Origin of the sequence: Chryseobacterium sp. Bi04, assembly GCF_918698085.1 — a bacterium.
Lineage (GTDB): Bacteria > Bacteroidota > Bacteroidia > Flavobacteriales > Weeksellaceae > Chryseobacterium.
In genome coordinates this window covers 168,647-191,030 of record NZ_CAKKLP010000010.1, presented here as the reverse complement: position 1 = coordinate 191,030, position 22,384 = coordinate 168,647, and the positions used below count along the sequence as shown (strand labels likewise).

The following is a 22,384-nucleotide window of genomic DNA, read 5'->3' as shown; positions in this document are numbered from 1 at the left end:
TTATTATACTATTAAAATGTTATTTTTATTAAAAATAAACACAAAACAAGACTGAAAGCCAATTTATTTATTATAACTCAAATTATCAGCTGCAGAATTTCCAGTATTTTAAGAGCCAAAACATACTTACAAAAGTACAAAACAAGTGTAATCAATAAATTTTATATATTTTTTTTACCTATTTTAACAGTATGATTTGCCACAGATATAAACACCAGATATAGTATTTGACTGTTTTTACCATAGAAAAACGGTAAAGTTTTGAGAGTTAAATCTTTGTTGTATATTCCACAGGAATAAGTTATTATTGTTTAAAAATAATCTTTTTCTAAATAATTGTTTGGATGATTACTATATATCGTAAAATAGCGTTGCTTGAAGGGATTTCTTACCTGATTCTACTGTTCATTGCAATGCCTTTAAAATACATTCTTAATATAACGGAAGGTGTAAAATACTTTGGATGGATTCATGGGCTGCTGTTCCTTATATTCCTGGTAGTTCTTATATTAGCCTCAATAAAATACAGATGGAGCCTGAAAAGAATTACAATCTATTTAATTGCTTCAATATTACCTTTTGCCCCTTTTATATTAGATAAAAATCTGAAAAAAGAATATTCATAACGGATCAGGTGCAAAAGTTGGGGGATAGCATAAACTTACATCAATACAACTTCTCTTTGACGCAAAGTTCTATTTTTATTATGCTTGATTTTAAGTGAGCCAAGAATGAATCGATTAGAAATCGATTTTGATAAAGCTAACCTTTTTATATCGCTTATTCAGCGACAAAGTCGCCTTTCTTTGCTTTCTTAAAAATAGAACATCCGAATGATTATTCCTTTGCGTGAAATAAAATGTTATTTCCATTCTATTTTTCAAGTCAAATATAAAAATTACATATTCTATTTAAGGCAGCATAGATTTCTGAATGTCATCCAAACAAGAGGTTTTAGATTTAACCCAATTCGCTTAGTCCCAAGTTTATAACCTGATCCTTCATAAACCGAAAGATTAATGTCTGTTATTACATGCGAAAACATACGAAAAAAGCAGATAACATAAATGCTATCTGCTTTTTTTTAACATTGAGAAAGTTTTGAGGCTTTCTACTGAATTTATACTACTCGAACATTAACTGCGTTAATGCCTTTTTTACCGTTTTCTAAATCGAATGTTACAGTGTCGTTTTCGCGTATCTCATTAATTAAACCTGATGTATGTACGAAAACATCTTGACCTCCATTTGATGGTGTAATAAAACCAAAACCTTTGGCGTCATTAAAGAATTTTACTGTTCCTTGTTGCATTATATTATAAAATTATGTATTTATTAAATTTTTTTGGCATTTGCCATTACTTTACTGATAACCATACCTTTAAAGCAATTAATCAATCTGTAAACAAAAATGAAGTTGGTATTTTTAGCGTATTGAAAAAATATTCAATTTGGAAAAGAAACTTACCTGATATATTGATGACAAAAATAGCGTCTGAAAAAGCGAAGACTGGCAAAAAGAGTAACCTCAAAATATCAGAAGAAGCATTGGCAGGAGCCTGATTATTTTACAAATGTAAGCATAAATTATTGAAAAACAAAATCTTTGGTGTTTTTTATACCTGGACAGCATAAAAGAATTGTCCGGGATCTGGCAAAACCGCATAGTCAGCATTTTCTTCATACTCCCAATTTTCCATTTTTGTAGCACTTATGCTTAATAGTCGCCCTATTTCTTCTTTCTGATTTTCAGCATAATATTTTCTTGATTTATGTGAATTGGTTGCTTCAACGTTAACTGTTTTTTTTATCTTGCTCTAAAATTAGAATGGCCGGGATCTTTGGTAACCTCAGCATTGGGTTATATAAACACAGTCAACAAAATACAATAAAATGACAGGGAAATTAGGAATAAAATTAAATGGCGATATTGAACTGGATGATTTTACGATTACCGGGCTAATCAAGATCACAGAATTGCTGGAATACTTCACTGCCACAGAATCAACACCGCTTCAGGTACTTGGCAATAAGATACAGGTACAGTTTAGCAATGCTGAAATAGAACTGACTGACAGTTCCCCCCATTTATCTTTAAGGTTTGAAGATGATATTCTGGTTTCTATATTTATTACAGTTAAGGAATTGGACAATCAATATAAAAATGCAGAAGATTTTTATATCAAATCCGGAGAAAGGCGGTCTCAATACAAAAGATGGCTTAACCGCCATATTTCTTTTAATATAAATGATTTTGCTGCAGGATCAATTGATGTTGGAGAAGACAAAAGTAATACTGTATTCATTTACCTCCACACCAAGAACAATAATTGGGCTACTATTTAGGAAACCAGATTATTCAACCATTGATGTAAGCTTTTTCGTCTTTTTGAATTCCGTCAGGCTCATATTATGTTGCTTTTTAAAAAACTTATTCAGGTGACTTTCATCTGAAAAACCAAACTCGGTTACAATTTCATTCACCCGCATATCACTGAAAAGAAGTCGATGCTCGATCAGTCTCATTTTATAATTCAATATAAAATGCTGTACGGTTTCTCCACATTGTTTTTTAAAATAACTTCCAAGATAGCTTTCAGAAAAACCAAATTTCTGAGATATCGCAGAGACCTTCAGCAATGCCGGATCATGGATGTTACCCTGGATATAATTGATGATATCCAGTACTCTTTTATCAGTATTGGAAGCCACGTTCTCCGCTCTCATCTTTGAAATATTTCTGGCGGCTATTACAATCAATGCATTCACATAATGTAATGTCAGTTCCTCATGGTAGAGGTCAGGATGCTCCAGACCATGGAGCAGCGAGGTTACAATGGAATCAACCAAGACGATGTCGGGCTTATTTTGCAAAATACATCCAGACAGAAAAGAAGCCCCATACAATAGACATTCCATAGAATTAATACTGTTCCACTTATATTCCTTTACATAGCGTTCACTGAACTTTACGAGCAAAAGATCAGTTTTTTCAACAATTTCCAGATAATGCAGATCATTAGGTGTCAGGAGAATAAGACTTCCTTCACTGTAAGAAGCCATATTATTATTGATCTTAAGGAACCCTTTTCCTGAAATGACATATACAATCTGAAAAAAGGAAAATTGACTGTCTTTTAAAGGACAGTTTGCGGCCTGATGGTATTCTACCTTTACCAATTGATCTATATTCTCTCTTTTCATGTGGTAAAAATACCCATTTATCATTAAAATATACTGATTTTTTACAATTTTTCTGTTCAAATTTGCTACATCAAAATTATAAGCATTCATGAAAACATCAATCTATGTTCTGGCGCTGGGAGCTTTCGGCATTATTACCACTGAATTCGGGATAGTTGGTATCCTACCCACTATTAGCCGGCAGTTCGGTGTATCAATAGATACGGCAGGATGGCTGCTTAGCGCCTTTGCCATAACTGTAGCTGTTTCTTCCCCCTTTATCACTTCATTTACGACCAAAATAAACCGGAAGTTCTTGCTATGCCTGGTCATGAGCATATTTGTTCTTTCTAACTTAATCTCTGCATTTTCCACCAATTTCACGACACTCATGATCGCCAGGATATTACCGGCGGTACTGCATCCTTTATTCTGGAATATTTCTATAGCTATTGCATTCAAGGAAAAAGGAGCAAAAGGGGTGTCTACCGTAATGTTGGGATTAAGCTTAGCTACAGTGCTCGGAATTCCCTTAACAACCTATGCTGTAGACCTCTTCCATCATTGGCAGGCATCATTTTTCCTCAGCAGTGCAATAAGTTTAATTGCTTTTATTGGCCTTTTAGTATTCATCCCCTCTCTTCCTGCAGATAACACAAGATCCACTCAGAATCAGCTAGCCGTATTGAAAAGCCCTCTTTTATGGCTCAACCTGATTTCCAGCATTGCCACGCTGGCGGCAATGTTTGCCAGCTATACCTACCTTACTGCCTTTCTTGAACAGGTTACAAAGATGGATGGTGCTCAGATCAGTATGATGCTCCTCCTTTTCGGTGGTATGGGAACGCTGGGGAACTGGCTTATGGGAATTGCATTGAACCGCAATGTACTTATGACTGCAAGACTATTTTTAATCTTTCTAGTAACAGTACAGATTCTTGCCTATTACCTTGGAGGGATTTTTACTCCTATGGTCATCATTGTTTCCTTTTGGGGAATGATCCATACTGGTGGTTTCCTGGTTTCAAATATCCGGACCACACAGTCTGTTCCGCATCATGCACTGGAGTTTGTTAACAGCTTATTGACTTCATCTTTTAACATTGGAATTTCCTTAGGTGCATTTCTCGGCGGGATAGTAAGTGCCTATTACGGAGTTCAGTATGTTTTATGGGTGAGTGTTTTATTGTTGACCGTAACATTTATTCTGAGCTTTGTAACCTTTCCGAAAAATAGTACAGAAAATGAAGAGGCAAAACAATTGAAACATGCAGCACCTGTATGTGAACACGGTTAATTATTTTGTAACAACGAATTACTTTCAATAGAAAACAACCTTTGCACTGGCAGGAGTTTCCCGTCAGCAACAATGCAGCTGGAACTATCAATATTTTAAATTCTATATATATAAACAAATACTCATGCGCAACAAAATATTAATTACCGGAGGCTCCGGAAAAATTGGAAGCCATTTTATCAAATCCTTTTCAGCTCAATATGAATTGAGAGTTTTTGACCTTCATCTTCCCAAGGTTCAGGATGCATCCGTTGAATATTTCCAGGGAAATCTTACGGATAAGGAACACCTTATGCAGGCTTGTAAAAATGTGGACATTGTTATTCATCTGGGCGGCATCGCCAGTCCTGATGCTACATTTGATGATTTACTGGACGCCAATATCATTGGAACAAAGAATGTTATTGATGCAGCCATTGCAGCCGGTTGTAAAAAAATTATTTATGCAAGCAGTGCACAAACAATAGAAGGCTATCCAAAAGATGTTCAACTTAATCCCGAGATGCCTGTAAAGCCCGGAAACTTATACGGTGTTTCCAAATGTTTTGGAGAAGCTCTCCTTTCCTATCATTGTTTTAGCAGCGATTTAAGCGCTATATGTCTTAGGATCGGAGCCTATGAATTTCCGGAGGATTTCACAGAAATGAACGCCCGGGACTTAAGTGCCTACCTGCATCCCGATGATCTAAATCAGCTCCTGCATCTGTGCATTGAATCTAAAAATATAAAATTTGAAATAGTAAATGCCATTTCTAATAATACATACAAGCGACTTGACATTCAGAAGACCAAACTTCTAACGGGTTATGATCCCCAGTATAATTCTTTTGATCTGTTTAAGCTTAAAAAGTAAATTAAGATCTGTTTGAAAAGCATTAATAATGGGCAGCAAAGTTGACCATCATAATTACATACTGAAATCCAATAATTTACAAAAGTTTGCGTGGCACTTCTTCTGAATACTAAAAGTATCACTACCTTTTGGAGCATTTTCATTTTACTTGATACATTGGAAAGATAATTTCGCGTTTAAAGTCATCGTTTCATTATATAAGAATTCTTCGATTATGATTGATTTTTCACTTTTTACAGTTTGAATAAAAATTTTTGCCTATAATTCTTGTCTTCGTAAAAAAATGGCAATAGACAAAGAAGACAATATAAAAAACTGTCCATCAATGCCATAAACCTTTGGCAATATAAAAGATACAACTTTAGAAGCAAGTCTCCAACATCCGGATTTTAAGAAGTACTGGAATCTTACCAAAGATAAAATAGAAGTTTGTAAGGACTGTGAATTTCGCTATATCTGTACGGATTGTAGAGCTTACACTGACCGCACCAGCAGCAATAATGATGGTCTAGATATTTCGAAACCATTGAAATCCGGCTATGATCCCTATACCGGAGAATGGATGAGTGGAGTAAAAATCCAGTTAAACAAAAAGCAATAAAATATTACGGTTTATCAGAATTGGTGGAAAAATAAAAATTATATTTATTAAAAAAACAGATATGTATAAAAGAATGATTGCTATTTCCCTTTTATTAACCATCTTAAGTTGTAAAAATACATTGTCGGTCACTGAAAAAAGAGATTTGGCAAATGAAATAGATGCAATGGGAAAAATAGATCAGGTTGCAGCATATATTCCCCAAGGGAAATATGCCAACTATTCTCGTGAAAAATGGAATACATTTAAGGATAGTGTGATGGCAGATAACACGAAAAAAGCAGAGCTACTTTATAAAAAATATGGTTATTTGGGGATTGGTAAAGTAGGAGAAAAAGGAGAAACTCAATTTTGGGCAATTGTACAACACTCTGATAAATCTGTTGACTTTCAAAATAAGGTTTTGAAATCCTTAAAAAAAGAAGTTAGCAAAAAAAATGCGAGTCCAGACAATTATGCTCTTTTATATGATAGAATTAAGATCAATAATGGAGAAAAACAATTATTTGGCACTCAGGTAGAATATAGAAAAAATGGACAAGCTAAACCTAAAATAGGCCTTATTGATACTATTAATGTAGATAGCTGGAGGGTAAAATATAATCTTGAACCTTTGAAAAAATATTTAAACTTCATGACAGAAAGGAATTTCAATATGAATAAAAATATTTTAATAAAGGAAGGTATTACAGAACCTGTATTTTACAAATAATATATAAATCGTGAAAAATAAATAAAAAAGCCTTAGAATAAATTATTCTAAGGCTTTTTCTTGCGGAGAGAGAGGGAGTCCTGTCGAACACCTAATACCATTATTAATACTCTTAAATAATATTAAATAATTGATTTACAGCAATTTAATATTATTTTAATTTAGCATAATCCATTAAAATTAGTTTTGTGTACCTCTGGCATTAAAATTTAGTTTATCACACCAGGAGTTTGAACTTTAGTGATAAATCTTCCAGTGCCTTCTATTTCATGAAAGTTTAATCCTTTAGTTGCAGCTTTAAAATCTGACTGCGAGTTTTGAAACGAAGCAAAGACAATACTTTGTGCCTCCTTTTGTAAAGACAATTCTTTTAGAAACTCATGAAAATCTTTCGTAGATGCTGATTGTTGTTGTGGTTCGTCGAAAATTAATAAAAGTGGGTGATTCCCATTCTTAGAATAAGAAGTTTCTAAAAGTGAGATATAATAAGCCTACATGGCCCGAATATGATCGCTTCCGGAAGAATCAAACCGTAAATCATAAGATTTAAGTCTCCCATTTGGAAGACCTACTTCTATTATTGGCATATACTTATCCCGGGATATACGAATAGCATTTTTGTCTTTACTTTGATAGTTGAAATGAGTTAATAATGTAATGAAACGAGTTTCCAGAAATTGAATTTTTTCATCGTCTTGTTTCGTAAAGAAGTCTCCTCCTAAATTTGATTCTACTCCTTTTAAACGCTCCCACTCATTTGAGAGTATTTTGAGGCGGTTCTTTAAGGCCTCTGTATTTTCTACGAGAGCTTCATAAACTATAATTAGTTTTTTTATATTGATTTTTCTTTCAATAAGCTCTTCAGAAGGAAGCCTTTCATCAGAAGTCAAATCTTTCTTAAGATTCCTTATTTGTTGCCTTAGAAGCTGAATGTGGTTTCGGAGATCATTAATCCTCCTTTCTTTTTCAATTACCTTCTTTCTTTCACCATTGACGAATATTCCGAGCATTTTTAATTGGGCTGTTAGAAAATCAATATTTTTCTCAACATCCATCGGTACCTGATCTACCTCTGCCGGAAGTAATGTTCCATTTACCTCCTGATGGCAGGTTGGGCATTTGTTATCTGACAAAGGAGATTCCACAGTAGCTCCAAGGTTTAGCATTTTTCTTGCTGCCTTATTGTTGACAAGATCCTCTTCAATATTTTTCTTTTGTATGATATATTGCTTCAGCTGGTCTTTTTCTATATAACTTTCATTCTCCAATTTCTCCAGCATATAACTATGCCTAATTAAATTTTCATTTAACTGTGTCAAACGAAATTGATTTTTTCCAATGTTATCTCCAACTGTAATTTCAGTTTGTTTTGTTAATTCATCGTATTCATTTTGAAGATCAGCCAATAACTCATCTACCAGGTAGTACTTTTCATTTCTCAAAATTCTGAAATATACTTCTGATAGGTTATTAATGATGGCTGGAGATTCTGTCATTCCTGCTAGTTCTCCACTACACCTTTCTCCTACTCTGATGAACTCTTGATAGAGAGATTGCCATCGTGCAATTACTGTCTGCTTCTTTATATTTAATGAAATTTTAGTTTGCTCGTTTTGGAATACATCCAGATTTAGTAAAAACTCGATGACTCTTTCTTCTGCATTTTTCACCCTATAAAAAGGCATCGTGGCAAACAGTGAAGACCATCCGGATTTTTGTTCCACTATGAAGGAAGGTGCAATAAGCGGAAGATAGAGCTTTGTTTTATTTCCGCTATTATCAAGAACATCGGGTACTTTCCATCCTATAAACTCTTCAAGAAATACATGGAAGCCATATTGGCTGTCTGTAGCAGCACCACTGTCGTGGATATACATTTGTCTCATCTCGTAGTTTCCTTCGGGATTCGTCAGCATTGGCCCATCAATTACATCTACCAATTGAGGTTTTCGATTTTCATTTATTACACTACGCCTTATTGTGGCCAATTTTTCTCCATTAGAAATTTCAAGTAAAACAGCAGATTGCAAAACATTGTATTGATGAACTCCATCAAGCACGGCATCTTTCAATACAGACTGCATTGTCTTTTCATTCTTCCCTCCAATTAATTCTTCAAATCCCAAAGCATATATTATAGATTGAAAGACCGTACTCTTGCCGCTCGTATTGTTGGCTCTAATAATATTGAGACCTGATTCAAAAGGAAAGAATGCACCATAAAGTCCATTGGTGGTATTAATCTCTAAGCGAAGTGCATTAATTTGTAACATGGTTTTAAAAAAATTTTTGGGCTAATTGGGTGATTTGCGTTTCGGTAATAGTGTTCTTGCCAATACCAGATAAAAATTCTTTCTCCCGAATAAAAAGTTCTTTATCTTTTAAAATAGCTTTTACCAAGTCTTTACCTTTTGTTGTAATTATAAAATCCGCGCCATTATTTTCTATCAAATTGTCGGAAACAGCAAACGTGAGGGCACGATTAACAGTGGGTTCTATTCCCCAAATATGAAGATGATTCGAGAATTTGTTTTTAATCCATCCGCTTACTGTTAAAGTATTTGTTTTGGTTTTTATGGCCCAGCACAAAAAGTGAAGCTTCATCATAGAAGACTTTCCTGATCGGCAGGACATGAATAAAATTAAAAGAATATGGGAAATCTTATATAATGGCCTATAATCAGCCGGTATGGGTATTGCTCTTTTGGTAAACCGAAGCGTTTGTATTTTTCCTTGCATTACTATTCAAAATCTAATGGGCAACGCAAAAGCCAATCTGCGATAACACCATTTGTTAAGTTGGTTATTGTTGTGTCATCCAAATAAGTAAAATTTTCCCTAAGCTTTTTTTCTACCAAAGTTCTTAGGCTTCTATATAACACATTATTGTCTTCGTTTGGGAACATACATTGCTCCCTTCAGTCGTTTCTACCTGCGACATCAATATCAAGAATTTGTCATAATCCTGTGGATGAAGGCGTTGCCATCTGCCCAATATTGATTCACGATCAAAGTAGCTTTTAATGGTATTTTCTGTGAGGACATTTACTTTTTCGGTAACCCCAGCAGCGTTAGGAGAAAATCTTTTCGTATGTTTTCTAATAGCGTTATCAACAAGTTCATTTTCTTGCTCCTTCCACGAGGTCATGGTTCCGGCATCGGAATCTTCCGGATTGATCATTAACTTCTGTCCATTGCCATTTAATGCAATAGGAATCTCTTTAACGAAGTTATCGATATCATGAATTACAATCCTAAAATCCTTATCAATGAAAGGAAGGTTTAAACTCCTAATTTCTTCCGCTTTGTTGTTACAATGAATAACAAGTTCATTCATTCTATACTCCGGTGTTACAAATATCCATTCCTTTATTTTGGTTTGCCCAAAAAATAGCGTTAAACGGTCTTTGTAAAGTGAAAGTTTATTTGTATCCTTTGTAATTTTATCACGCTGTTTTTCATAAAGGGCAGCGGACGTCATGTTATTATCCGGGCAATAACATTGGAAAACCTTTCCTGTTCTAGTAAAACCTTCAATACCCGAGTCTCCAGGTGATGCTGGTATTGATTGATAATGTTCGGATTCATATTTTAGCCTCAAACATATTTGAATAAGATCCTCCCAGGAATCTCCGTTAAAAGGGCCACATTTGGTTGCGTACATATTTACTTCATTGATTACTTCGTTTTTCAATTGTGAATTTATAAAAAAAAATCGGTATCCCTTTTATCACCATGAATTAATAGTAATTCCGTCTTTGATTGGAATTGTAAATCTAATAAAAAAAGAAGTTGAATAATTACGAGAAACCATATTTAGTTAAGAGCTTCCATACAGATACCTAAGCATTTATGGAAAATCTCCAGAAAACTAATCAATATAAATAAAGTAAAATAGCGTCATTTGGCTGAGAAGGATCACAGTAAAACATCTACTCCCTATTTTGATGTTTCTGAATGAAATTAAATACTTGATTTATTTACCTACTTGAATAAACTTTTAAATCTATGTTTCCAACGGTTGCAAGGTAATGTTGAACATTTCCTAAAAGCAATAAAATATCATGCGATGCATTTGCCTTACTTAAAGCTGGTTGAACAATGTACATATGATAACGGATTTTTTTTGTCCATTTGGCTTGTTGTAACAAGTTTTCTAAGTCATCTTCAGTCCCCTTAATTAGGCGGCTACATGAATTCTCCTTTAATGTTTTTGTCATTCTTTTAAATAAATGTGCAAATAGTTCTCTACCATCCTTATGTTTCCATTTCAAGGATTTTTGTGCCTGCCCACAGACTTGATAAAAATTATCAATATCATTACCAACCCTTCTTTCTAAAGCAAATTTTAAGTGATACAAATGAATATCTATTGTGTCACCAGTATCATTAATACCAATAATATCTGCAATTTCTCCTTTTCCATCGTCATCATAAATTATTTGAAATTCATCCTTTATTTTTTCAATAAAATAATATTGTATGGAATCCTGAATGTAAGGGGCAATATCTTGTGATTCTTTCTTTATATCCACTCCCAGCCATTCATCTGTAATAATATCGTCTTTAGAAATTAAGTCTGGTTGGTTCTTTATTCTCACATATTGGTTTCCAAACAGCTGTGATTCGTCAGCAAACCAAATCGTAGGAACATTATCTTTAAAAAACTGTAATAGTGTTTCACTATTATTATTTCCAAATAAAATAAAACAAGTTTCATTTGTTAATTGAATTAAATCATAAAATGATTCATTTGTTATAGGATTAAAACTTAAATCAATTTGAAACAAAACCGAAAACTGGTCTGTATCAACTGAAAACTTTAGTGGCCCATCGAGAGTTGGATCTTTTAAATTAAGTTCTACATGTGCAAAATCATATAAAATACCATTAATATTTAATTTGTATCTATTTTCAATGTTTTCATACATTTCTGGATTCCAATCTATTAAAATAGGCATTACGTCAAGTGGTCGCTGGCTTAATTTTTCAATTGCTAATGTATGCTCTAACACAACATTGGGGTCTATTGCATCATTCTCAACAATACTTCCAATATCCTTACACCATTTGGTTAACTCATCCAAGTTTCCTCTTTGGTACGACCAAATTTTTCCTTTTACTGAACAGCCCAGTGAAATCTTCTCACCATCTTTATATCCAACACCGAATATATTGTTCTTTATTAATGTACCTTGTTCTAATTTTTTAATGCCGTCATGCACTCCTTTTCCAAAGTATGATTGGAAAGTTATATCCTGCCCGATTCCTTTTCTTGTACCAACATTAAAAAGTGAAAGTCTGTTAACATTATGAAATATTCTAAATACATTCATACCTGAAATAAGGTCTATATCACCATTTTCAAAAACTCTCTCTAAAAGATCTTTTCCAGAAAATTGTTTTAATGAGGTGTTTAAAAAAATCCTATTGATATTAGGCCGTAAATCCCAATGGACAATTATTATATCCCATTTCAAATTTTGAACAGTTTCAAAAGTACCCCACTCAATTTTCTCAATTTTCCCTAAGACAATCACAATTGTATCTCGATGATTTGTATCAGCAAATACATGCTCGTAATTGGAAAACAAATCTTCCCAGTGTTCCTTGTTAGGCTTCCAATCTCTAATATTAGTTTTATAAATTATAGTGCTAAGTGCTGGATTTATTTGTGCAAATGGAATAATTGATTCATTTAGGTTGTTAAATCCATCTAAAAATTCTTTTATGTCGATTTCCCTTTGAGTGGCATTAGCACTTAAACGCGGTAAAATTAAATTCCAGTCTGCATTTCTTGCATACAATTGATCCAACTCTTCATGAATTGGCGGATAGGCAATATTTGTAATAAAACTAGCATTACCCAACTCGTCATAAGATGTTCTGGTAAATCTTCCTATAAACTGTAATGTTATAGGAAGGCTTTGTCTTTCATCATGAATGGCTGCGATTTTTAAACTGGGTAAATCAAATCCTTCTCCAAGCATATTTACACAAACAATTATTGAATGTTTCCTTTTTTTTATGGCTTCAATTTTATCATTCAATCCTCCAATACCTGTGTAAATTAAAATTGGATTATGCTCAGGATATTTCTGATAATATTCAAAAACTTCCTTTGCACGCGGTTTACTCATGCATCGTGCCATAACAATATGGTTATGACCGTTCGCTATATCACTTTCTAATTGTTGAATTGCTTTTTCAGCAATTTTCTCATCGGCTAATTTTTTATTATATTCCCGAATAGGCAAATAGTTTATTGTCTTATAATACTTTTGTTCTTGAGCTTTTCGTAAAGAAAAATTAAAAATCACCTTCCCTTGTAAAAGTTTACCATCATTTCTGAAAGGTGTTGCTGTAAAAAGAATCACTTTTTCAGGATCAAATCTCTCAATTAATGCTTTCCACGTTTTAGCTTCTGAATGATGCGCCTCATCAACAAAAAAATGAGAAAAAGAATTATTTAGTATTATTTTTTGCTGAACTGATAACTCTGTTAAGAGATTCATTGTTGATACAACCACATTGCATTTTAAGATGAATTCCTGAAATTCTTCAACAGTAGCAAAACCATGATTTATTATTCCCACAATAGGGTTAAGACAAGAAGAATCAACAACATTAAATTCTTTGAGCAAGCCAAGGGTTATAAATTTTTCTGAAATTTGAGTTCTTAGAGAGTCTGAAGGAACAGAAACCAATAATCTATCACAACAATTGGCAATCAGAGTCGATAACATTGTTTCCGTTTTCCCGGTACCCGTTGGCATTACTACTATAGCTTTATCATCAGCATTTTGAAAGTGGGCTAATATTGAATATAATGCACCGATTTGTGGTTGTCTTAGTCCTTTAATGCCCAAATATTCATTCTCTTTTACGAACTGAAATTTGTTCTGCCAGGTATTAATAACATCAGATGAAGTTTTATCTTGGAAGAGAGGATGCTTTAGCCAATATTTAAATATTATTTTTTTAGCATTAAAATCTGCTTTTGTTGGTTTCTTCGACACTAATAATACATATTCGTAAGCTTCGAGATTGGGATCGTTTTTATCATTTGTCAAATAATAATTAATTCCTGAGCATTCAATAATAAATGGAGCATTATTTAAAATTTGAGCGTTATCAAGAGGAGTCTTTTCGCCGAAATATTGCCATATTTCATTGCCATTGTTTTCAAAGATTAGCTTTGATATTCTTGGAAGATTCAACATTATTCTAAATATAAGTTAGCTATTGATTAATAGTTTATAGATTTTATACAGATCACAATATAAAATGAGTTGTAAACAAATCTAATAAAAAAAGAAGTTGAATAATTACGGGAAGCCACATTTGTTATGGTCTTAGATGTAGATACCTAAATATTATGGAAGATCTTCAGAAATCTAGTCAATCTAAATGAAATAAAATGGCGCCATCCCATGTTCAGAAATGCAAAGCAAAATATAAACATGGGCGAATCAGTAACTATCTACTTCTGTATTTGTTGCAATACTACCCAACTCCAAAATTATTGGTGGTATATACTATAATTAAAACATTAATTAAATTCCTTTATCATACTTAGGACTGACTAATACTCATATTACACCCCATTTCTATCAAGGCTTAATTTTATTTCAAATAAAGTACTACTCTTTACACGTTGATATTTCATAAACCCTATACTTATGAAATCAGCGTATTTATATGTCAGAGTTAGTACTGATGAACAAATGAGAAAAGGCTATTCTCTTCCCGAACAGGAAGAAAGATTGTTGAAATATTGTGAACTGAACCAAATTGTTGTCAAAGGAATCTTCAGGGAAGATTTTTCAGCAAAGGACTTTAATCGGCCTGAATGGAAAAAAATAATTAAAACTTTAAAAAATAACAGAAAAAGGCCTGCAGAGAATATACTATTCATTAAGTGGGATCGATTTAGCCGTAATATTGAATATGCCTATCAAATGCTTGGTATATTAAAAAGCTTAAATACAAAACCATTCGCTATTGACCAACCAATAGATTTCGATGTGCCTGAAAGTATTGTGATGCTTGCTGTATATCTTTCAATCCCAGAAGCCGAAAACAACAGAAGAGGCAGAAATGCCTCTGATGGGATACGCAGGGCTCGAAAGATGGGGAGATGGCCAGGAAAAGCTCCAATGGGATATATAAACCAGTCAACACAAGAAGGTAGAAAAATCATGAGACCTAAACAGCCACAGGCAGATTTAATCAAATGGGCTTTTGAACAGTTTGCTACTGGTACATATTCAATCAGCCAGGTGAGAACAATGACTGTCCAAAAAGGTCTGCTATGCAGCAAGAATAATTTCTGGAAGATATTGCACAATCCTATTTATTGTGGAATAATTACGGTTAAAGCAACTAAAAATGAAGAAGTTCAATATGTCAAAGGAGTTCATAAACCAATCATAACAGAGAACCTTTTCCGAACAGTTCAGTTATTACTTAAAAGTAAGCGTAAACAGAATGCCTCAAAACTTCAGACAAAATTTCTATTCCCTCTCAGAGGACTCATAAATTGTCCTTTTTGTAGACGAAAGCTTACAGGAAGTATATCTCAGGGCAAAAGTAAGAAATACAGATATTATCATTGTAGTACATCTAAATGCAAAGGCAGGTTTAGAGCAGATTTTCTAGAAAAATCATATGAAAGCCTTTTAAAAAACATTACCCTTCTTCCGAATGTAAATGAACTTTTTGATCTCATTCTCGAAGATGAAAATATATTCATCATTAGAAGGCAAGCATTGAATGATAAAAAAAGCGTCCTTGCAGAAATTTCTCAGAATAAAGGGCTCCTAGCAAAAGCAAGAAGATACTTACTGGCTGGAAAAATAGATTTTGAAGATTTCAGAGATACTAAAAAGGAACATAAACAAATTACTCACAGTTTAAATGAGAGATTACAGCATCTCACACAGAAATTGAATATGGATTTTTATAAAGAAATAGGGTCAAAAGATCCTATTAATATTTTTCAAGTCTATAACATTCAGGACTTCGTTGGTAAAAGACACATTGCAAGTATGTTTACACCTTCTGAAATAAATATATCCCAAAAAGACTTTAAAACTATACAAATCAACCCTATTCTAAAAAGAATAACAATGTATGATGGAGTTATCAATACAAGAACTGATAAAGCTTTAAAAACTATCGAGAAAAACATCAACGGGAGTACAAAATATTTTTCTGGACGAATGATTTCTACCATTGAGGCGAGAAAGACCCTGAGAAAAAATGGGATACATATGAATGAAGATGAAGCAATTGTTATTTTAGATTTCCTATACATGCTAGCTGCTTCTTTCAAAAAAGATGATGATTTTGAAGTACGAAATTGAATGGTTAGAGGAATATCGAACACATAATAATTGATAATAGGCTGTTCTAAAGACGAATATCTTTTCGTTTAAGGAAACAGCACAAAATCCGAACACATCTTTGCATTATTTCAAAACAATTTAATGAATTGAAAATCAACACATAATAATCATAAAAAAAGGAGACGTTTAAAAATAAACGTCTCCCTAAGCGGAGAGAGAGGGATTCGAACCCCCGGACCTGTTACAGTCAATAGTTTTCAAGACTATCGCAATCGACCACTCTGCCATCTCTCCTTAAACTCCGATGTTATCGTTGTTTTCAGTGGTGCAAATATAGAAAGTTTTTTAATACTGGCAAAATATTTTTCAACAAAAATTAATATTTTCTAAGGCTTACTTCTTTTCATCCTAAACACAAGGCTTTTCAGGCAATCAACTTATTTAAGATTATGACAAAACGGCAACCTATGCTTAAGAAACCATTGATGAAGCAATATCAGGCCACACCGCCCTATATTATAGTACATTGGCAGGAATTCATGAAGCTAAAAATCAATTCAATGATGCATTAACGGCCTATAAAAGAGGATTAACATTTAAAGCAGGCAATGGGATTTACTATCAGCTGGGCCTTCTCTACGACCACAGCCTTAAACAGCCCAAAAATGCTGTAGCCAATTATAATTTATACCTTAAAAACAAACCGGAACAGAAGAAAGAAAAGGAACAAATAACCTATGCAAAGACAAGGATTGCTGTTTTAACAGGGGCTAAATAAAAACGTTCAAAACTTTTTTATCCTTAAAAAACCTGTACCTCTATTCCATAGATGACAGCTCAAGTTCATCGAAGTTTTTAATTTCCGAAAGCCTGAGTAATTTTGGCATTGTAACGGTTGTCCAGGTACTTTCGAAGACTTCATCTCCACTTTCTGCATTTTCATTGGTATTAACTTTTGTCAGTTTCTTTTTTGTAGAGAAATTAATACTCGTTGTACTGTTGACCACAGGACCTGTGTTCGAGCTGTCTTCATAGCCGATCAGCTCAAAATCAGAATTCTGAAATCTGAAAATATACTTCCAATAGCCATATCTGCCATGGGCATAATGAATATGTAAATTTCCTTTTTCAGCATACACCATCAGTTCCGGGGCATAATATGCGCCTCCTTCTTCATTTTCTGATGAAAAACAATCAATGTTTTCTGATGCTAATTCGTAACCGCCTTTTGTTTTAAAGAGGACAATGATACCGCGGCGATTCCTGTCCAGTTTTCCCCGATGTTCATCAGTAATAATATTCTCTTTGTCAATTTTTTTAATGATGAGAATACAGTCTTCTACCCCATCTTTATTCAAATCTCCATAGGATTTTTCAAAAACACTAAATCCTTTGGGCACAAATTCAGCAGGTTCTTTCCGGGCATCTGTAACAGGTACAGCCGGTGCCGGTTTTGTCACTGCAACTTCCTGTTTATTTTTTTCCGGAATATTTTGTTTCTTACCAGACTCAGAACAGCCGCAGACCGCCACCATTGCAATGATTGATAACCATTTATAATTTAAAAAATGAGGGATTATTGTATTCATAGTTATTGTTTATTCCTTATTTTAAAATGTCAATTCTGACAAAATATTGTTTTCAGTTTAAAATAAATGTCAGAGTAGTATTTCACAGCACATATTTACAATTTTTTGTAATTTAAAGCCAATTAAATTTTGGAATCATAATGACGATAATTTATAAAAAACAGTATTACAGAAAATGAAGACAGAAAACGTTTCCATCAGCCATAAAAATTACACGTTATATACACAATATCAAAATAATGAAAAACTTCGGCTGGAATTCAACAGGCTAACGCAAAAAGTCTGGGAGTTTGATTTTGAAAACTATTATCAGTCCGGATATTGGGATGGCAACTGTATTTTATACTCTCTATTTGATGGAGACACCATTGCTTCCCATACCACTGGAAGTTTATTTACCGGAAATAGTATAGGAGAAACAAAAACTTTAATACAGCTCGGAACAGTAATGACTGATGCAGATTATCAGAAGCAAGGCTTGAGCCGTTTTTTTAATGGAACGTATTCTCAATGATTTTAAAGGAAAGAATGATGGAATATTCCTGTTTGCCAACGAAACGGTACTTGATTTTTATCCTAAGTTCGGATTTGTTCCAGTACAGGAATTTGAGGCTTTTCAGCATATTAAAAACTTAAATCCTGGAGAAAGATCTGATAAAAGGAAATTAAATCTTGACCAGGAAGCAGATCTGAAATTATTTGAAAATAGGGTAGAAAATGCTGTCCCGAACACCATCTTTCAAACAAAAAACAAGGGGCTCTCTTTTTTCTACTGCTATGCTAATCCTGAATTGGGTTACAGAGATTCTATTTACTTCATTGAAGATCTGAACTGTGCTGTTGTGGTAGAAAATGAAGAAAAAACACTGCATATTTTAGAGGTTTTCAGCCCCAGTACCATAGATATCACCCGCGTTATTGCTGCTTTTACGGATATTCCATTCGATGAAGTTGTATTAGGGTTCACACCGGAGCAGAATAATTTTAATTACCGAAAATGGAAAGATGATGATTTACAGCTTTTTGTAACTGAAGAATTAGAGCCTTTTTTTAAGAAGCAGCAACTTATTGTACCTGTATTATCACACACTTAAAAAACAGATTATGAAGCAGAATATTTATGATAATCCTGAATTCTTCACAGGCTATAAGGCACTCCGTGAAGGATATAAAGGCTTAAATGAACTATTGGAACAACCGGTAATGAAAAGATTACTGCTTCCTGTTCAAAATAAAACAATTCTTGATATGGGCTGTGGTCTGGGCCATCACTATTGTCAATACTCTTTTAACTGCAGGATTTATATTAAAAAACCTGGAAGAACCAAGTCCGGACAAAGAATTACTGAATTTACGTCCTGATTTCCTACAGCATGCACACCGCTATTGTTATAATCAACTGTCAAAAAATATAAATACAGGAACTTTTGTGATTATAGTCACAAGTAAGACCATTACTAATCCCTTAATTTTGTCTTCACTAAACAATAGATATGGACAATAAAACCACAAACACAGCAGAACAATTTATCCAGTATTTAAATGACGAAAACTTTGATAAAGCGGAAAGCTGTCTCGATCCGGAATTTAAATTCATCGGAGTAATGGGAAGCCGCGATAATGCTTCAGTTTACATCAAAGATATGAGACAGATGAAGTTTAAATATAAGATTCTTCAGGCATTTACAGCCGGTGAAGATGTATGTTTCTGGTATCAGATCACTATGGGAGAAAAAACAATACTGGCATCCGGATGGTATGAAATCAAAGATGAAAAGATCCGGTCATTGCAGGTCCTTTTTGATCCCAGACCATTATTAAATGATCAATAACATCATCTGATTCATGGGCTCAGCATAAATACAACAGCATCTATACAGGTTTATGGATGTTTTTTGTTACGTCAGGAATCACCATCTATGCTTATCTTTAACCGTAAGATAAATTCCGGGAAATAAGGAAATTGAAAATGAGAAATTCCGGAATTAAGAATTCCTGATGAACAGAATTTCAAAGATTTTATTTGAATGATATTTCTGTTCATTTTAAGAGCAGAATCTGAGACCATTACGCTATACTTTATCCTTTTATCCAACCTACCTTTTCTCTCCATAGGGTATAGTCTTTTTCTCTGGCATCCATTTCGGCGATATGTTCAGAATCGGGAATACGGTTGATCTCTTCTAGGGATAATGGTGGCAGGCCCACCTTGAGCCGTTCTTCATTTATGTTCTCTTTATTTTCTACAGGATATAATTTTCTTTCAGGAATAAGCTGAGTTCCATACCGTTGCGGCTTACTTTGAAACACCTGAATCCGGTCATACAGATAGGCTTTATTTTTGGGGTTAACATCATTACTGTTCTCATCCATCATGATATAGCAGTCTTTCATAAATGCAGGCTCCCCTATAGAATGCTGGATAATCAGCCAGGCTGCATCACTTGCTTCCTCTCCTACTTTTGAGATCGTTGGAAATCCAATTTCCTGGATGATTTCTCTAAGACGTTTTGCATTAGTTTGATGAACGGCTTCCATTTCAGGGTGATAGCCTCCTGATAACTCTCCTTTGGCTACCAGCTTTTCCCTTACGGACAAATCATGATTGGCAAGTTCGATGAGCTCTTCTGAGAATTTATACTCCATTATTTAAAGTTTTTTGATCAGGTATTTAGGTGATTCTGTATAGCCTTGCCTGTAATAAAACCGATGTGCTTTTTCTCTATTGAAATTACAATGCACCTCTATTCTATCGCAGTTTTTCTCCCGGGCTACTTTCTCACAGTATTCTTCCAAAAGCTTTCCTATCCCTGAACTCCTGTAGTTTTCATCTACCGAAAAATAACTGATCCTTGCAAAATCTCCTTTAAGAGCAATCTGCGGAATAATATGGACAGAAATAAAAGCAACAACCCTGCCTTCTGAATTTTCTGCAACGGTAAGATATTCGTTAGGGTCGTTTAAAAGTTTTTTTATTTTTTGAGAAAGAAATTCTTCTGTATCAGAGTATCCCAATTGATCCAGCAGGGCTATAACAAATTTCTGATCTTCTTCTTTCATTCTTCTGATATTCATAGCTTTATTGTTTTAAAAGGAGACTCAATGACCCGATCAAGTTACAAAATAATAGTCTACAAAATCACTGAATCAGAATTATCTATCTCAATTTTTTCAAGAACAAACTGAAGTCTCTGCCGTAGTGTATCTTTAGGAACCTCTATTAAATGATACCCAAATTCCAGATAGGTTTCCTTTATACAATTAAAGGTAAGTATCGCTTCTTCAGGAGTCTGCTTCCTTTCCGGATCGTTCTCATAAATCTCATCCCAGGGTGGAAGAATAAAAACATTTTTATGATAAACCATTGCGCTGGCTTGTATTTTCATCTCCTCCGGAACACGGATATTTTCCGTTTTGAGATAGCCGATTGTATCTAATATTCCCCGGTCAAAGAAAGCCGCTTTCAAATCGGGAATCCGGCTTATTTCCTGATAGGCTGCTACAGAAGCATCAAACATCAGTTTGGCAAAAAGATTTTTGTTTATCCAGGGCAAGCCTTCACCGTTCATACTAAGCTGTTCTTTAATCACTCTCCGTCCTTCTTCAGGAACCGTGATACAGCCGTCTCTGCCCAGTTCATTAAGCAGCGTGGTTTTACCTGATCCCGGACCGCCGGTAATAATATATAATGCTGGAGCGTCTCTTTCCATCTTTATTTCATAGGGTTAATGATTGGAATACATACATTTCCATATGAAACGGAAATGCAGTTATTTATTATTTTTAATAATGCTCTGGTAGGTACTGATCCGGTCTTCTTCCCGGTACATATTACTTAGAACAAGAATATTATCTGTATTGTATTTTTCAGCAATATGCTCTAATCTTGCTGATATCGACTGAGAAGTCTCTATCACCATCCGGTCTAAAATTCTAAAAAACTCTTTTTCATCCTGAGTTCCCAGGACTTTTTGTTCTACAATTTCAGGCGGAAAAAGGGCCTCCGGACTGACCAATTGTCTTGACTGCAAAAACTGATAAGCCATTCCATATGCGTTACGTGTGGCTTTTTCAATAGTTTCTGCCACAGAAGCAGCTACCGTAACCTGCAATGAAGAGCTGGAAGCATATTGAGTCCTGTCAAATTTCTGAAGATAAGCCTCTGTATTTTCTTTTCCGTTTTCACTGTTCATAAAGGCAGCAAAAGAATATCCTATTCCATGTTTTGCGGCTTCAATGGCTGATGTCATTCCGGAACCCAGCCAAATAATTTCAGGAAGGTGCTGTAGATGTGTAGGCTGTGCAATAAGGTTTTCATAAACTCCTTTTTCTTCTTTGATAAGTTGAATGATCTCCTGAAGTTTCGTTTCCATATTGGATAAAACTACAGGTTTATGATTATTTAAGGCCATCACCGCATCTTTCAGTCCTCCGGGAGCTTTCCCCAATCCGAGGATAAAGCGCCCTGGATATATGCTTCCCAATAGTTTCGTCCATTCTGCTATTTTATAAGCTGAATAGTTTCTCATCATAATTCCGGCTGTTCCTACTTTTATCCTTTTTGTTTTACTCAGGATAATAGCCGCTAAAAGCTCAGGGCTTGAGCTGCCATATGCTTCTACACCATGATGTTCTGCATACATTACACTATGGAATCCTGTTTCTTCAGCTAATAAAGCGAGATTAATACTGTTGGTCAATGCCGATGATGCGTTACCACCCATTGACGTAGGTGACTGATCTAATATCCCCAGTTTTAATTTCATACTATTGAATCAGATTTTTTATCCATTCATGTG

At 34.2% G+C, this 22,384-nt stretch carries 23 protein-coding genes and 1 tRNA gene; 12 read left to right on the top strand and 12 right to left on the bottom strand.

The features are described from left to right. Positions 1-344 precede the first annotated feature (344 nt). Complete coding sequence (locus tag LQV47_RS15985; protein ID WP_230038575.1) at positions 345-626, top strand: DUF3817 domain-containing protein; 282 nt, start codon at positions 345-347, stop codon at positions 624-626. A gap of 494 nt (positions 627-1,120) precedes the next feature. Here LQV47_RS15985 and LQV47_RS15980 read toward each other — a convergent pair whose 3' ends face one another. After that, positions 1,121-1,312, bottom strand: a complete 192-nt coding sequence (locus tag LQV47_RS15980) for a cold-shock protein (RefSeq protein WP_230038573.1) — start codon at positions 1,310-1,312, stop codon at positions 1,121-1,123. 14 nt (positions 1,313-1,326) lie between these two features. Here LQV47_RS15980 and LQV47_RS15975 point away from each other — a divergent pair, with 14 nt between their 5' ends. Then, positions 1,327-1,563, top strand: a complete 237-nt coding sequence (locus LQV47_RS15975) for a hypothetical protein (RefSeq protein WP_230038572.1) — start codon at positions 1,327-1,329, stop codon at positions 1,561-1,563. A 330-nt stretch (positions 1,564-1,893) separates the two neighbouring features. Continuing rightward, the gene (locus tag LQV47_RS15970; RefSeq protein WP_230038570.1) at positions 1,894-2,346 is read left to right on the top strand and encodes a hypothetical protein; all 453 of its coding nucleotides are present in this window, start codon (positions 1,894-1,896) and stop codon (positions 2,344-2,346) included. Positions 2,347-2,355: 9 nt separating this feature from the next. Here LQV47_RS15970 and LQV47_RS15965 read toward each other — a convergent pair whose 3' ends face one another. Then, positions 2,356-3,204: an AraC family transcriptional regulator gene (locus LQV47_RS15965; protein ID WP_230038568.1), complete on the bottom strand. Its 849-nt coding sequence runs from the start codon at positions 3,202-3,204 to the stop codon at positions 2,356-2,358. A gap of 88 nt (positions 3,205-3,292) precedes the next feature. Here LQV47_RS15965 and LQV47_RS15960 point away from each other — a divergent pair, with 88 nt between their 5' ends. From LQV47_RS15960 to LQV47_RS15950, 3 genes are all read left to right on the top strand, one after another. Further along, the gene (locus tag LQV47_RS15960) at positions 3,293-4,480 is read left to right on the top strand and encodes an MFS transporter (RefSeq protein WP_230038566.1); all 1,188 of its coding nucleotides are present in this window, start codon (positions 3,293-3,295) and stop codon (positions 4,478-4,480) included. A gap of 124 nt (positions 4,481-4,604) precedes the next feature. Continuing rightward, positions 4,605-5,333, top strand: coding sequence for an NAD(P)-dependent oxidoreductase (locus LQV47_RS15955; protein ID WP_230038564.1), 729 nt, complete (start codon positions 4,605-4,607; stop codon positions 5,331-5,333). Between the two features lie 662 nt (positions 5,334-5,995). Beyond that, positions 5,996-6,646 carry a DUF6624 domain-containing protein gene (locus LQV47_RS15950; RefSeq protein WP_230038562.1) on the top strand — a complete coding sequence of 217 codons (651 nt, stop codon included), beginning with the start codon at positions 5,996-5,998 and terminating at the stop codon, positions 6,644-6,646. 491 nt (positions 6,647-7,137) lie between these two features. Here the strand turns inward: LQV47_RS15950 and LQV47_RS15945 are convergent, their stop codons facing one another. From LQV47_RS15945 to LQV47_RS15930, 4 genes are all read right to left on the bottom strand, one after another. Further along, positions 7,138-8,919 (bottom strand): hypothetical protein, encoded by a 1,782-nt coding sequence (locus LQV47_RS15945; RefSeq protein WP_230038560.1) that lies wholly within the window; start codon positions 8,917-8,919, stop codon positions 7,138-7,140. Between the two features lie 4 nt (positions 8,920-8,923). Further along, positions 8,924-9,253 carry a hypothetical protein gene (locus LQV47_RS15940; protein ID WP_230038558.1) on the bottom strand — a complete coding sequence of 110 codons (330 nt, stop codon included), beginning with the start codon at positions 9,251-9,253 and terminating at the stop codon, positions 8,924-8,926. A gap of 256 nt (positions 9,254-9,509) precedes the next feature. Beyond that, a complete protein-coding gene (locus LQV47_RS15935; RefSeq protein ID WP_230038556.1) occupies positions 9,510-10,310 on the bottom strand; it encodes a hypothetical protein in 801 nt (266 codons plus the stop codon). Positions 10,311-10,626: 316 nt separating this feature from the next. After that, positions 10,627-13,869 (bottom strand): DEAD/DEAH box helicase family protein, encoded by a 3,243-nt coding sequence (locus LQV47_RS15930; protein ID WP_230038554.1) that lies wholly within the window; start codon positions 13,867-13,869, stop codon positions 10,627-10,629. Positions 13,870-14,328: 459 nt separating this feature from the next. Between LQV47_RS15930 and LQV47_RS15925 the strand changes: the two genes are divergently transcribed. After that, positions 14,329-16,014, top strand: coding sequence for a recombinase family protein (locus LQV47_RS15925; RefSeq protein ID WP_230038552.1), 1,686 nt, complete (start codon positions 14,329-14,331; stop codon positions 16,012-16,014). A 191-nt stretch (positions 16,015-16,205) separates the two neighbouring features. Here LQV47_RS15925 and LQV47_RS15920 read toward each other — a convergent pair. Beyond that, positions 16,206-16,290 (bottom strand) — tRNA-Ser (locus LQV47_RS15920). Positions 16,291-16,522: 232 nt separating this feature from the next. On the opposite strand from LQV47_RS15920, the gene LQV47_RS15915 reads away from it, so the two are divergent. Beyond that, positions 16,523-16,774: a hypothetical protein gene (locus LQV47_RS15915; protein WP_230038550.1), complete on the top strand. Its 252-nt coding sequence runs from the start codon at positions 16,523-16,525 to the stop codon at positions 16,772-16,774. A 40-nt stretch (positions 16,775-16,814) separates the two neighbouring features. Here the strand turns inward: LQV47_RS15915 and LQV47_RS15910 are convergent, their stop codons facing one another. Then, positions 16,815-17,585: a hypothetical protein gene (locus tag LQV47_RS15910; RefSeq protein WP_230038548.1), complete on the bottom strand. Its 771-nt coding sequence runs from the start codon at positions 17,583-17,585 to the stop codon at positions 16,815-16,817. Between the two features lie 175 nt (positions 17,586-17,760). On the opposite strand from LQV47_RS15910, the gene LQV47_RS15905 reads away from it, so the two are divergent. The 4 genes from LQV47_RS15905 to LQV47_RS15890 all read left to right on the top strand — a co-directional run bounded on the left by LQV47_RS15905 (position 17,761) and on the right by LQV47_RS15890 (position 19,417). After that, positions 17,761-18,099, top strand: coding sequence for a hypothetical protein (locus LQV47_RS15905; RefSeq protein WP_230038546.1), 339 nt, complete (start codon positions 17,761-17,763; stop codon positions 18,097-18,099). After that, a complete protein-coding gene (locus LQV47_RS15900; protein ID WP_230038545.1) occupies positions 18,080-18,679 on the top strand; it encodes a hypothetical protein in 600 nt (199 codons plus the stop codon). The genes LQV47_RS15905 and LQV47_RS15900 overlap by 20 nt, the downstream gene beginning before the upstream one ends. A gap of 10 nt (positions 18,680-18,689) precedes the next feature. Further along, positions 18,690-18,947 (top strand): tRNA 5-methoxyuridine(34)/uridine 5-oxyacetic acid(34) synthase CmoB, encoded by a 258-nt coding sequence (locus LQV47_RS15895; RefSeq protein WP_230038543.1) that lies wholly within the window; start codon positions 18,690-18,692, stop codon positions 18,945-18,947. A 131-nt stretch (positions 18,948-19,078) separates the two neighbouring features. After that, on the top strand, positions 19,079-19,417 hold the full coding sequence (locus tag LQV47_RS15890; RefSeq protein ID WP_230038541.1) for a nuclear transport factor 2 family protein: 339 nt from the start codon (positions 19,079-19,081) through the stop codon (positions 19,415-19,417). 247 nt (positions 19,418-19,664) lie between these two features. Here LQV47_RS15890 and LQV47_RS15885 read toward each other — a convergent pair whose 3' ends face one another. Genes LQV47_RS15885 through LQV47_RS15870 form a run of 4 tightly spaced genes read right to left on the bottom strand, consistent with a single transcriptional unit; the run spans position 19,665 to position 22,351 of the window. After that, positions 19,665-20,231: a DUF6624 domain-containing protein gene (locus tag LQV47_RS15885; RefSeq protein ID WP_230038538.1), complete on the bottom strand. Its 567-nt coding sequence runs from the start codon at positions 20,229-20,231 to the stop codon at positions 19,665-19,667. 3 nt (positions 20,232-20,234) lie between these two features. Next, the gene (locus LQV47_RS15880) at positions 20,235-20,660 is read right to left on the bottom strand and encodes a GNAT family N-acetyltransferase (protein ID WP_230038536.1); all 426 of its coding nucleotides are present in this window, start codon (positions 20,658-20,660) and stop codon (positions 20,235-20,237) included. Between the two features lie 56 nt (positions 20,661-20,716). After that, positions 20,717-21,295, bottom strand: a complete 579-nt coding sequence (locus LQV47_RS15875; RefSeq protein ID WP_230038534.1) for an AAA family ATPase — start codon at positions 21,293-21,295, stop codon at positions 20,717-20,719. Between the two features lie 60 nt (positions 21,296-21,355). After that, entirely contained in the window at positions 21,356-22,351 is a 996-nt protein-coding gene (locus tag LQV47_RS15870; RefSeq protein ID WP_230038532.1) for an MsnO8 family LLM class oxidoreductase, read from the bottom strand. Positions 22,352-22,384: the final 33 nt, after the last annotated feature.

Bases quoted from the DNA above. Each gene is read 5' to 3' on its own strand.
- LQV47_RS15900 (WP_230038545.1), top strand. From the start codon at position 18,080: ATGGAACGTATTCTCAATGATTTTAAAGGAAAGAATGATGGAATATTC.
- LQV47_RS15975 (WP_230038572.1), top strand. From the start codon at position 1,327: ATGTATTTATTAAATTTTTTTGGCATTTGCCATTACTTTACTGATAAC.
- LQV47_RS15965 (WP_230038568.1), bottom strand. From the start codon at position 3,204: ATGAAAAGAGAGAATATAGATCAATTGGTAAAGGTAGAATACCATCAG.
- LQV47_RS15875 (WP_230038534.1), bottom strand. From the start codon at position 21,295: ATGGAAAGAGACGCTCCAGCATTATATATTATTACCGGCGGTCCGGGA.
- LQV47_RS15955 (WP_230038564.1), top strand. From the start codon at position 4,605: ATGCGCAACAAAATATTAATTACCGGAGGCTCCGGAAAAATTGGAAGC.
- LQV47_RS15985 (WP_230038575.1), top strand. From the start codon at position 345: ATGATTACTATATATCGTAAAATAGCGTTGCTTGAAGGGATTTCTTAC.
- LQV47_RS15960 (WP_230038566.1), top strand. From the start codon at position 3,293: ATGAAAACATCAATCTATGTTCTGGCGCTGGGAGCTTTCGGCATTATT.
- LQV47_RS15890 (WP_230038541.1), top strand. From the start codon at position 19,079: ATGGACAATAAAACCACAAACACAGCAGAACAATTTATCCAGTATTTA.
- LQV47_RS15945 (WP_230038560.1), bottom strand. From the start codon at position 8,919: ATGTTACAAATTAATGCACTTCGCTTAGAGATTAATACCACCAATGGA.
- LQV47_RS15930 (WP_230038554.1), bottom strand. From the start codon at position 13,869: ATGTTGAATCTTCCAAGAATATCAAAGCTAATCTTTGAAAACAATGGC.
- LQV47_RS15880 (WP_230038536.1), bottom strand. From the start codon at position 20,660: ATGAATATCAGAAGAATGAAAGAAGAAGATCAGAAATTTGTTATAGCC.
- LQV47_RS15910 (WP_230038548.1), bottom strand. From the start codon at position 17,585: ATGAATACAATAATCCCTCATTTTTTAAATTATAAATGGTTATCAATC.
- LQV47_RS15935 (WP_230038556.1), bottom strand. From the start codon at position 10,310: ATGTACGCAACCAAATGTGGCCCTTTTAACGGAGATTCCTGGGAGGAT.
- LQV47_RS15980 (WP_230038573.1), bottom strand. From the start codon at position 1,312: ATGCAACAAGGAACAGTAAAATTCTTTAATGACGCCAAAGGTTTTGGT.
- LQV47_RS15970 (WP_230038570.1), top strand. From the start codon at position 1,894: ATGACAGGGAAATTAGGAATAAAATTAAATGGCGATATTGAACTGGAT.
- LQV47_RS15925 (WP_230038552.1), top strand. From the start codon at position 14,329: ATGAAATCAGCGTATTTATATGTCAGAGTTAGTACTGATGAACAAATG.
- LQV47_RS15940 (WP_230038558.1), bottom strand. From the start codon at position 9,253: ATGATGAAGCTTCACTTTTTGTGCTGGGCCATAAAAACCAAAACAAAT.
- LQV47_RS15885 (WP_230038538.1), bottom strand. From the start codon at position 20,231: ATGGAGTATAAATTCTCAGAAGAGCTCATCGAACTTGCCAATCATGAT.
- LQV47_RS15870 (WP_230038532.1), bottom strand. From the start codon at position 22,351: ATGAAATTAAAACTGGGGATATTAGATCAGTCACCTACGTCAATGGGT.
- LQV47_RS15950 (WP_230038562.1), top strand. From the start codon at position 5,996: ATGTATAAAAGAATGATTGCTATTTCCCTTTTATTAACCATCTTAAGT.
- LQV47_RS15905 (WP_230038546.1), top strand. From the start codon at position 17,761: ATGAAGACAGAAAACGTTTCCATCAGCCATAAAAATTACACGTTATAT.
- LQV47_RS15895 (WP_230038543.1), top strand. From the start codon at position 18,690: ATGAAGCAGAATATTTATGATAATCCTGAATTCTTCACAGGCTATAAG.